At 58.8% G+C, this 9,861-nt stretch carries 9 protein-coding genes and 1 pseudogene; 9 read left to right on the forward strand and 1 reads right to left on the reverse strand.

The genetic code is table 11. The features are described from left to right. The first annotated feature begins 65 nt into the window (after positions 1-65). The 5 genes from BP858_RS12125 to BP858_RS12145 all read left to right on the forward strand — a co-directional run bounded on the left by BP858_RS12125 (position 66) and on the right by BP858_RS12145 (position 3,790). Positions 66-1,253, forward strand: a complete 1,188-nt coding sequence (locus BP858_RS12125) for a VWA domain-containing protein (protein ID WP_286879583.1) — start codon at positions 66-68, stop codon at positions 1,251-1,253. 135 nt (positions 1,254-1,388) lie between these two features. Beyond that, positions 1,389-1,637 carry a hypothetical protein gene (locus tag BP858_RS12390; protein ID WP_214166689.1) on the forward strand — a complete coding sequence of 83 codons (249 nt, stop codon included), beginning with the start codon at positions 1,389-1,391 and terminating at the stop codon, positions 1,635-1,637. Continuing rightward, positions 1,528-2,190, forward strand: a complete 663-nt coding sequence (locus BP858_RS12135) for a hypothetical protein (protein WP_074175462.1) — start codon at positions 1,528-1,530, stop codon at positions 2,188-2,190. The genes BP858_RS12390 and BP858_RS12135 overlap by 110 nt, the downstream gene beginning before the upstream one ends. A 331-nt stretch (positions 2,191-2,521) precedes the next feature. Continuing rightward, entirely contained in the window at positions 2,522-2,809 is a 288-nt protein-coding gene (locus BP858_RS12140; protein ID WP_062265729.1) for a hypothetical protein, read from the forward strand. 477 nt (positions 2,810-3,286) lie between these two features. Then, on the forward strand, positions 3,287-3,790 hold the full coding sequence (locus BP858_RS12145; protein ID WP_074175461.1) for a winged helix-turn-helix domain-containing protein: 504 nt from the start codon (positions 3,287-3,289) through the stop codon (positions 3,788-3,790). Positions 3,791-4,174: 384 nt separating this feature from the next. Here the strand turns inward: BP858_RS12145 and BP858_RS12150 are convergent, their stop codons facing one another. After that, positions 4,175-5,110 (reverse strand): nucleoside recognition domain-containing protein, encoded by a 936-nt coding sequence (locus tag BP858_RS12150; RefSeq protein WP_074175460.1) that lies wholly within the window; start codon positions 5,108-5,110, stop codon positions 4,175-4,177. Positions 5,111-5,671: 561 nt separating this feature from the next. On the opposite strand from BP858_RS12150, the gene BP858_RS12155 reads away from it, so the two are divergent. From BP858_RS12155 to BP858_RS12170, 4 genes and pseudogenes are all read left to right on the forward strand, one after another. Then, complete coding sequence (locus tag BP858_RS12155) at positions 5,672-7,372, forward strand: type II/IV secretion system ATPase subunit (RefSeq protein ID WP_281768021.1); 1,701 nt, start codon at positions 5,672-5,674, stop codon at positions 7,370-7,372. Next, on the forward strand, positions 7,356-9,158 hold the full coding sequence (locus BP858_RS12160; RefSeq protein ID WP_074175457.1) for a type II secretion system F family protein: 1,803 nt from the start codon (positions 7,356-7,358) through the stop codon (positions 9,156-9,158). The genes BP858_RS12155 and BP858_RS12160 overlap by 17 nt, the downstream gene beginning before the upstream one ends. Continuing rightward, positions 9,155-9,583: a type IV pilin N-terminal domain-containing protein gene (locus BP858_RS12165; protein WP_286879578.1), complete on the forward strand. Its 429-nt coding sequence runs from the start codon at positions 9,155-9,157 to the stop codon at positions 9,581-9,583. Before BP858_RS12160 ends, BP858_RS12165 begins: the two co-directional genes overlap by 4 nt. Next, positions 9,584-9,861: pseudogene (locus BP858_RS12170) on the forward strand (flagellin); the annotation flags it as partial.

Consider the following 9,861-nt stretch of genomic DNA (forward strand, 5'->3'; position numbering starts at 1 on the left):
ACTAGAGGGTTTCAACAGAGCCCCTTCCCGGGGTCCAGATCGAAAAAGACCTCGTCAAACAGATAATCAACGCATGCCTCAACCTCGGCATCACCACCCACCGTGCCGAGATCACCGTTGTGCGGGCTGCAAAGACGATCGCGGCATTCCAGGGGAGAACGTCCGTCACCCCGGCAGATGTCCGCGAGGCTATCGCACTTGCCCTCCCGCACCGGATGCGAAAGCGTCCCTTTGAGGAGCCCGAGATCGATCCGGGTGTCCTCGATGATCTCATCCCGGACCGTGACGACCTGGATTCCCCTGATGATGAGACAGAGTCCCCGCCGCAGGAGCAGGGTGAAAGCGATGAGCCCCATTCGCCCCCGCCATCCGGTCAGGGGAAAAAAGAGGCTCATGGTATCGGCTCCCCGGTCGATACGGCACCGATCCAGGATGATATACACCCCGACCGCACTCTCAGAAAGACTGCGCGGGGCCGCCGTATCCCGACCCCGACTGAGGACCCCCGGGGGCGAAAGACGAGTACTGCTCCGACGGCCGAGTGGCGGGGCCTCTCGCTCGATGCCACCATCAGGGCGGCGGCACCTCACCAGCGTGACCGCGAGAAGGATGGGAATGCCATCTCGATCCTCCCCGAAGATCTCCGACGGGCCCGAAGGAACGGAAAAGCGGAGGTCGCCTGCGTCTTCGTCGTCGATGCCAGTGGCTCGATGGGTGCTGAGAAGAGGATGGAAAGCGCGAAAGGAGCCGTCCTCTCTCTTCTTGAGGACGCATACAAAAACAGGGACAGGATAGGGCTTGTTGCATTCCGGGGAGACAATGCCGATGTTCTCCTTCCCCTCTCCAGGAGTGTCGAACTCGCTTATCAGCGCCTCTCGGATATCCCTACGGGCGGGAGGACGCCGCTTGCCCTTGGGCTTGAGAAGGGGCGGCAGATGCTTGAACGTGAGCGTAAAAAACGCCGCGATATTCTTCCAATGATGATGCTCATCTCAGATGGCAGGGCAAATACCGGGATGGGGGGAGAGATCCGCCAGGAGATTCGCAGTATATCCGCAGTGATTGCAGAGGCCGGGATCCGAACCGTCGTCATCGATACCGAGACGGTATCTTCCCGCCAGCCCCTCTCTCTTGGCTACTGCCGGGAGATTGCTGATATCAGCGGTGGCAGTTATTATCCGATCGCAGAGCTCTCTGCGGGAGCCGTAGAAGAGATCGCACGGCGGGAGGGTGGACTCTTTGTAGGTTCATGAAGGATGTCAGCACCCGTTCTTCCCAACCCGGGGCCACGAGGAGCTGGACCCTGAAGAGCGACTCCCGAGGATCACCGGAGGTGGGTGGATGCGGGAGACGTGGCAGGCCAGCGGGGATGGCTGAAAGTTCATGCCATGATCGACGTCGAAACCAATCAGGTCCCTGTTCTGGAGGTCACCGACGAATCCGTGCAGGACGACCGGATGTTCGTCCCGCTCCTTGACCTGACCCGGCAGGTGGGAAAAACTTCATACACAACAACAGATGCTCATCATGGCACAACGCACCTATCCGGGACACATCCTCACCGGGAACACTGCGACTACGAAGCGGAAAGTAAAGGACGAGGTCGTCAGGCAGCTCACGCGGGAACGGGGGCCTGACCAGGACGCAGAGTCATGGCTTCTCATGTTCCAGGGAGAGTACCAACCCGAGTACTGGATCGTCCTTCTTGTAAAGAAAAACGCCACACTGAAGGCGATAGATAAGGCACTCAGGGATATCTGGCTCGAATGCTGCAGTCACCTCCCTGCTTTCACCATATGCGGTGAGGATTACCAGTCCAGCCCCGACATGGACTTCGGGGGGAAGGGTATGAACGCCAGCTTGGGAAACCTCTTCTCGGTTGGCCTGACGGGTGAGTATATCTATGACTATGGCGACTCCACATACCTCACCTTCAAGGTGCTTGATCTCGTCCCGTTCAGCCCGAAAGGCAGAAAGAGTGTCGAACTCGTCGCCCGGAACGATCCTCCCGACATCCGCTGTTCCGTCTACGGAGAACCGGCAACCGAGATCTGCCTCGAATGCCTCTACGAAGATTCAGAAACCCCCTTCTTCTGTGACGACTGTTTTGAGAAACACGAGTGCGACGAGGAGATGTCGCTCCCCGTCGTCAACTCACCAAGGATGGGCCAGTGCGCGTACACCGGGTAACTGCACCAGACAAACCTGCCGCACAACACCGGAAGAGATAGGGTGGGAAGGTGTGACAAGAGGCTGTATCGGGGATTGCGGTTCAACCCGCCATCTTATCCGTTTGAGATGTACCTACCACGGCATGCGCCCCCGTTACCAGGGGGTGTGAAGCCCGCGGGACAACGAGGAGAAGAGCAGAACCCTGAACTGCTCCATCCGCCAGGTAAACGACGCGCGAAAAAATAACACATACTCAGAAGAGAATATGAAGGGTGGAGGCCCTGGCCTTAACCTGACGCCGATGGTCACGTATTATATAACGTGAAATTCCAAACGTTCATGGGACCTTATGTCGTGTGAACTCACTGAAGAATCTCTCTTTATTCTCAATCTCCTCTATAAAAGAAGGAGTGTAAACAGAGATAAGGGGTACCATTCAGAACTCTTGCGTAAGTTATACGGCAATAAATTTCCCGGCAGAGGGCATCTCCCTTTTAATGAAACCATAAAAATACTGCTAAACGAAGGATATATTACAAAAATCCGGAAAAAGAAAGAGAAATACTACATTTCAGACATGAATAGAGCGATTCGGACACTGGTGAGTCATGGCTACATCACTCTTGACGGCCTGTAGCAGTGACCGCAGGAACAAAGCAAAGTATTTTTACCAATAGTGATAAAAAAAGTTATCACCACAGAGTATGTATGCATTGTCACCACTGTAGAGCAAGTGAGTCAACTACCCCGTACTCCAGGGCGGGGCTTGCACCGGGAACCTCATGGAAACTACAACGATGCAATGTAATTCGCCCGAAGGTTGCCCGAACGGGCCTTATTCGTGCAGGCCGGTTGACGCGGCCACTACCGATTATCCGTGGACCCACGGAATCACCGGCTACCTGCTCCTCACCCGACAGCGCACATCATCCGCGAGCAGCAGTATGTGTCAAAACTCCCGTTCGGGAGTCGGCGTCAATGCGCTGACAACGAAGGCATTGCTATCAGAACACAAAAATAGTACGGAGGGGCAGTTTCTCCCCGGCCAGAACGCCGGGGTCTCCTTGCCCGATTAAGATGAAACGATCAATAACGATCTAAAGGTGTGATAGGTATGGTTCGTCCCTTTGAAGGAGTGTTTGGGAACACCTGTGAGTTACGACTTCTTGAATTTCTGTTGCCGCTTGACGGCATGAAGTTCAACATCACCGAACTCTCGGAAGAAGCAGGCGTAAGCCGGGTCACGGTTGGCAGGGTGGTCAAGAAGTTTGTCGAATGGGGAATCCTCACCGCCACCAATGACCCGATCCCCCGGTACTCCATTAATCCGGCGTCTCCGATCGTCCGGTCGATCGATACCATGAACAACGCGTTGATCGGTCGGATGCTGGGTGACGAGAGGGTCCAGGAAATTCGGGACTATCTCAGGGAGCATGCGCCCGCGGCCGATCCCGGGGAGAGGGGGACATCAACCGAAGAGGACTGGAAGATCTCGCCGAAAGGACCGATAGAGCCAGGGGACCGTGGATGGGGTGCCGGTGACGGGAGGGACACAAACCCTGGAGCCAGGGACTCGCCCCAGAACCCAAACCCCGTGCTGGAAGACAGCCCGGGTTGAGGCAAAGCCCGGGAATGGCCACCCCAAGGGTAATCGGGCACTGCTCGACAGAGGTACCGGTGTGGCGATGTGATTCCCTGATCCTCCTCGTGCTCTTTGTCACCTTACATTTAGATATCTTCAGGGACTCCCCGTCTCTCTTCGCGTGCTTCCGCATGAGACCAGAGTGCCCACCCCAACATGCGGCAAAAGGTTCTAAAATAAGGTGACACGATGCACTATTCCTGGGTACCTGCAACGCCCCTTCGCACCCTCCCGCGTGACGCAACAATCGCATATCGGGTGCACTGATCCAATAGGGAAAGGCCGGCCCGGGTAACCCATGCGAGCACACGGCGGCAGAAGACCTGTACAGGCACCGGCGGGCAGAATGACTCCATCCCCTCAAAACAGAACCATCACCAGCGCAACCGTGACCACCTTCGCGGCCATGCTCGCCGCGTACGTGACCAGCGCCACCCTGACGCCGAACCGGCCGAAGAGGGAGAGGTAGAGCGGCACCGAGTACTTGATGTAGATCAGGGTGATGACCACCATGCTCCCGAGGACGAGTGTAACGAGCGCAGTCCCGGTCGTGAGGACGCCGCCGGAGAGGAGAGAGGCAACGATTGCGTAGCCTGCCGAGAAGTGGACGAACTGCGCCACGAGCGCCGCGGCACTCTCGCCCGGGAGACCGACAGCCCTGAGGACCGGATCGAACACGGCGGCGACCAGGTCCATGACCCCGGTTGCGGAGAGGAGGGAGAAGATGATCAGCGCGGCCAGGGTGACGGGGACGACCCGCCGGAGCGTCGGGGCCGCCTTCCTGCACCCGGCGATGACAACCTTCCGGTTGAGCGCAAGGGCGGCCGCGGGGGCGGCAGGGACCGGGACCGGCGCGCGCCCAGGCTCTGCGAGGAACCGGCGGCTGTAGAGGAGGGCAAAAAGCGCCTGGATGCCGCTTGAGAAGAGGTTCAACCCGGTGTAGATCCCCCCGATGACGGGGCCGAGGAGGACAAGAGCCGCGGGGAGCTGGACGCGGAAGAGCGATTCCCCGAGGACCACCGGGAAGGCACCCATGATGAGGACCGGGATCACCTCCTGCTCCGTCACCTTCCCGTCATGGTAGTAGCCGGCGAGCATCGACTTGCCCGCTGTGGCATTGACCCCCATCGCGATGATCGAGAGGATGCACGTGTCGGAGAGGCCGGAGACCCTGCAGAGGGGGCCGGTGAACGCCGAGAGCCGGGAAAAGATCCCGGTCTCGGCGAGGATGTTTGCGACGACGATGCCTATGGTTACCAGTAGGACGGCGTTTACCGCGTAGGAGATCACCGACACAGCTCTACCTCCGACTTATCCTAGTGCTTTTTGTCATCTAAAACCCAAAAATCCGACGTCATCTTCGCGCTCTCCCGCGTAAGTTTTCAGTACAGGGAGTGATCGAGCCGCACGCAGAAGTTCGCGAAGGGGCGTTGCAGGTACCCGAACAGATCTTCGCGAACTTCCGCACCCTTCTGCGTGCGGCTGGCGTTCACCCTCACGCACCTGCACCATACGGTGAACCGGTCCCCCGTTCATTATTTCAGGACGCAATCATCTCAATGTGGGAGGTAGGTCACCTTGCCCCGACGGGTATTTTTTGTGCTTCCGGATGCACCCGCACCAGTATTACAATCCACCATAATTTATATAATAAGTATTACTATACATAACCAACCACCAGACGCATGAGAATGCACCCGTTTTGCCCAGGATCGCACCGGTGCAGCGGACGTGAGGATCAGATGGCCACGAGCGCCGCACCGGTGAAGATCGCGTTCGGGCACGGCCTGCATGGAAACACCAATTGGTTAACCTTATAGGTAAATCAATGAAAATGCATAGACGGGAGGATTGAAAGTGTTGCGGCGCCGGGAGCAGGACACGACAGACGGAGCAGGCGAAGCTACCCTGACTACAGGGCTCAGGATACCTGGGGGTATCAGAGCGCTTGCTGCGCGCTTCAGGCACCGGGATCAGGACTCGATAGAAGAAGACGGAGCGGCCCGGACAACAGGACTCAGGATACCGGAGAGTTTCAGAACACTGACCGCACGCTTCAGAAAACAGGACACGCCGGCGGCCGAAACCCACTCCGAAACCCCGCCTCTCCCTGCTGCCGTCGGCAACGGCGTGATGGCATCCTATTGGCTGAACCCCGGATTCACGTACACCATCATCACGAGAGATGAAACTTCAAATCTCAGGTACAGGGTGGTCGAACCGGAACTGAACCCCTCCGAGTATATCATCCTCGACGAGGCCCACGAGTACATACGTGACGTCGTCCTCTTCGACTCGCCCAGGGAAAAGGATGAGATCAACCTCGCCTACGATGAAACGGTGTCGATCATACGGCGGTTCTCGCCGAAACTGGCCGTCGACCGGGTCGACGTCCTCTACTACTACCTGAGGCGCAGTTTCCAGGGTTACGGCAGGATCGACCCCCTGATGTATGACGACCATATCGAGGACATCAGCTGCAACGGCGTCGGCATCCCGGTCTACATCTATCACCGGCGCTACGGGAGCATGCCGACGAACATCATCTTTGCGGGCGACGAACTGAACCGTTTCGTCCTCAAGGTCGCCCAGAAGGCAGACCGGCAGATATCGCTCACGACGCCGCTCGTTGACGCAGCGCTCCCCGACGGCTCCCGTGTCCAGCTGACGTTCTCCGATATCGTCTCCACGAAAGGGAGCTCGTTCACGGTCCGGAAGTTCAGGAAAGACCCGATGACGCCGGTCTCGCTCATCGAGTACGGGACCTACAGCCCGGAGGTGCTCGCGTGCATCTGGCTCGCCGTCGAGAATCGCAGGAGCATGATCGTCGTCGGCGGGACGGCGAGCGGCAAGACCTCGACGATGAACGCGATCTCGTTCTTCATACCCTACCACTCAAAGATCGTCTCCATAGAAGATACCCGTGAGATCCAGATCCCGCACGAGAACTGGCTGCCGACGCAGACCCGCGATATCAACGTCAGGGGTTCGAAGGGGGACGTCGATATGTTCGCCCTCCTCAAAGCGGCGCTCCGCCAGCGCCCCGAGTACATCATCGTCGGGGAGGTCCGCGGCCGCGAGGCGCAGACCCTCTTCCAGGCGATGAACACCGGGCACACAACGTTCTCGACCCTCCATGCCGGCAGCATCGACGAGGCGATCAACCGCCTGGTAAGCGACCCGATCAACGTGCCGGTCGCGATGCTCGGGGCGCTGAACCTGATGGTCATCCAGTCCCTCCACTACACGGAGAAGGGGGCCGTCAGGCGGTGCGACTCGCTCCACGAACTCAGGGTCGAGCGGGGGCGGGAGGTTGTCCACGAGTGCCTCTACCGCTGGGACCCCAAAACCGACCGGTTCTGCCGTGAAAGTGAACGGTCGGGGCTCTTTGACGAGATCGCCAGGGTGCATGGCTGGTCAGGTGCCGAACTGGAGGCGGAGATCGCGCGGCGCGCGAGGTTCCTGGAGCGGCTGCACGCGGGGGGGCATACGGACGTGGACGACCTGATCCGCCACATGTCCGCATTCAGGGGTGACGTGGATGTCGACCTTGACTGACCCCCTCCTCCCGGTGAGCGGCCCGCTCCGGACAGCGTTGCGGATGGCGCACATCCCGATCCCATACAGCGCCTACATGCGCCAGATCGCCCTTGCCACCGCCGTAGCGGCGGCCGCGTACCTCGCGGGCATCGCCTACCTCACTCACGCCGGCTACAGGATCCTTCTCTTCTCGGTTGTCCCGGACGCCATCACGAAGATCCTCCTCTTCCTCATACTGATAGCCGGGGTTTCAGGCGCGCTTTACAGTTACCCCTTCCTCGTTGCACAGGGGAGGAAGACGAAGATCGACCTCGACCTTCCCTACGCGATAACCTATATGCAGGCCCTCTCCACTACCATGACCGTCTACGAGGTCATCAGGAAGGTCTATGAAGAGATGGATCTCTTCGGGGAGGTCTCAAAAGAGTTCGGTATGATCGTGCGCGACGTGGAACTCTTCGGGGAAGACCTCCATACAGCGATGAAGAACCTCCAGCGTGTCACCCCCTCGCCGAACCTCGCTGACTTCTTCAACGACCTTGCCCTCCTCTCCGACAGCGGGGGAGACATCACCGCGTTCCTCGCTGCGCGTTCCGGGTTCTTCAGGGAGGTTGCAGAGCGTGAGCAGGAGATGGCGCTCCAGACCATCGAGATCATGGCCGAGGTCTACGTCACGGCGTTCGTCGCCGGCCCGATCGTCATCATGATCATGATCCTCTCCCAGAACCTTGCCGGGCAGGGCGACCTCGCAAGTTGGATGCCGCTGATCACCCTCGGCATCCCTGCCGGGGCGTTGCTGATGATTGGGATCCTGCATATCCTCCTCCCCACGGAAAACCTCGATATCAGCCGGCGGGAAGACTGGGATCGCGAGCGCCCCGACGTCTCGCAACCTACGGGAGAGGTCGATCCAGACCTGCTCCAGACCGTGAAGCGCCGGAACCGCGCCTTCAGCATGCTAAAGGTGCTGAAACAGCCGTTCCGTCATTATATATCAAACTACGACTGGAGTCTTATCCTCTCGATGCTCTTCGGGGGCGTCGCCACCGCACTCTTCATGCTCGGTCACTTTGATGAGTGGTTCCCTACGTTCACCACAGAAGTCAGCATCTGCATCATCATCTGCGTCTCCCTCTTCCCGGTGATGATCGCCTACGAGGGGAGGCGGTGGTACGTCAACAGCGTCGAGCACCAGATGCCTGAGTTCCTGCGGGAGCTCGCCGACATGAAGGATATCGGTATGACGCTCCAGTCGGCGATACACCGGATCGCGAACACAAAACTCGGGCTCCTGAGCTCGGAACTGCAGATCACCTCGGAGGAGATCCGGCGGGGCGTCAGCATCACCAACGCCCTCGTCAGGATGGAAGAGCGGATAGGGCTTGTCTCAGTAAAACGCGCGATATCGCTCGTGGTGAAGGCGAGCGAGATCACTGATCACCTCAGGGAGACCCTCATGGTCGCCATAAGCGATTTTGAGCACTACCTCAAGATGAAGAGGGAGCGGTTTAACTCTGCCTTCACCTACATCGCCGTCGTATACCTCTCGTTCGGTGTCTACCTCTACACTGCCCTTGAACTCAACACCAGGTTCATATCGAGTTTCACGAAGTTCGACGTCGCCATGGATGTCGCCGGGAACGTGACCGATATGTTCCATGTCGCTATCGTCCTCGGGGCCTTCTCAGGGATCATGGCCGGCCAGCTCAGCGCAAACAGCATCATGTCCGGGTTCAAACACAGCATCGTCTTCCTCATCGCGACGGTCGTGGTCTTTATCGTGCTCATCGGGGGTGCTCTATGAACAATGAAGCAGTATCCGGGGTCGTCGGGGAGATGCTCATGATCTCACTTGTCCTCCTCCTCCTCGTCGCCATCTTTGCCGTATCGCTCAACAACTGCCTCCCCACCGAACGGGCGCCGACTGTCACCGTCATGATAACCAACACGACTGAGAACATCACGCTCTACCATAAGGGCGGCGACTGGGTGCAGGCGAGCGACCTCGAGGTCATCGTCTCGAACTTCACGAGCGAGGACAAACGGGTCTGCAAGTACCGCAGCCCTCCGGGTGACCTGTTCAATGACGAAGAACACTTCAACCTCTCGCCCAAAAAACAGGTCTTCGACATAGGGAGCAGTATCACCGTGAAGTACGATGTCACCGGCGGCGAGAAAGTGTCCCTCGTCACACCGCGCGCGGTCCTCTTCACCGGGGAGGTGGAGTGAATGGACGAACGCGCCGTCGCCCCGGTCGTCGCGGCGATGCTCCTCCTCGCCGCCCTGGTGATGTTCCTCTCCGTCTACAACGCCGTCGTCGTCCCTTCGTTCAAGGAGCAGGCCGAGGTGGAGCACCTGTATGCGGTCGAGGAGTCGTTCCTCGCCTTCGGGTCGGATATGACCACCGCCGCGGCGCTCAAACAGGACCTGCACCTCTCAAAACGCATCCCCCTCGGCGGGGGCGATACGATCTTCGACCCGGTCAGGTCGGGGGGGTCGCTCCGGGT

The sequence above is a fragment of the Methanoculleus sp. UBA413 genome (assembly GCF_002502935.1).
In the GTDB taxonomy this organism is placed as follows: domain Archaea; phylum Halobacteriota; class Methanomicrobia; order Methanomicrobiales; family Methanoculleaceae; genus Methanoculleus; species Methanoculleus bourgensis.